The sequence below is a fragment of the Mycobacterium sp. E2479 genome, assembly GCF_001667925.1.
Taxonomy (GTDB): Bacteria; Actinomycetota; Actinomycetes; order Mycobacteriales; family Mycobacteriaceae; genus Mycobacterium.
The window spans coordinates 1-609 of sequence record NZ_LZJR01000118.1 but is presented as its reverse complement, the minus strand read 5'-3'; the positions used below and the strand labels follow the sequence as shown (position 1 = coordinate 609).

The 609-nt window shown below is 68.1% G+C and carries 1 protein-coding gene; it reads right to left on the bottom strand.

Annotated features, from left to right (window positions below; translation table 11 throughout):
- The coding region (locus A5686_RS17490) for a TetR/AcrR family transcriptional regulator (RefSeq protein ID WP_369829719.1) at nt 1-477 on the bottom strand (477 nt) is incomplete at its 3' end.
- Between the last annotated feature and the right edge of the window lie 132 nt (nt 478-609).

Genomic DNA, 609 nt, shown 5'->3' with positions numbered 1-609 from the left:
CTCGGTGATGATGTCGCGCAACGCCTTCAATCCGGGGCGCTTCGACCGCCTGCCACCGCGGTGCTCGTGGCCGGCCACCCGCATAGCCCGCTCGAAGGCCGCCAGGCCCGGATAGTCCCGCATCAACCGGCTGGACTCGTCGAATACCGCAGCGAGGCGATCGACGACATTGTCGGTTTGCGCGGCGGCAGCCCGCAGCCGGGGACGTGCGATGCGGTCCATCTCGCTGACGGTGGCCTCGAGCAATTCGGACTTGTTCGCAAAGTAGTGATACAGGCTGCCGCTGGTCATGTCGGCGGCCCGGGCGATCTCGCGAATCGTCGCCCGGGTATAGCCCGCCTCGGCCACACAGCGCATCGCCGCGGTGACGATTCGTGCCCGGGTCTGCTCGCCATCGGCGCCCACCGGCCGGCCCAATTGCGACGGGGTGATGGTCATGGCGCCCTGCGGGTCCGTCGGCCGATGGTGCCGACTCATCGAATATAATCGGACGATCAATTTTCTTGACGGCGCGGAGGTGCGCGGTGCGTGACCGACGGACCCGCAGGGCGCCATGACCATCACCCCGTCGCAATTGGGCCGGCCGGTGGGCGCCGATGGCGAGCAGAC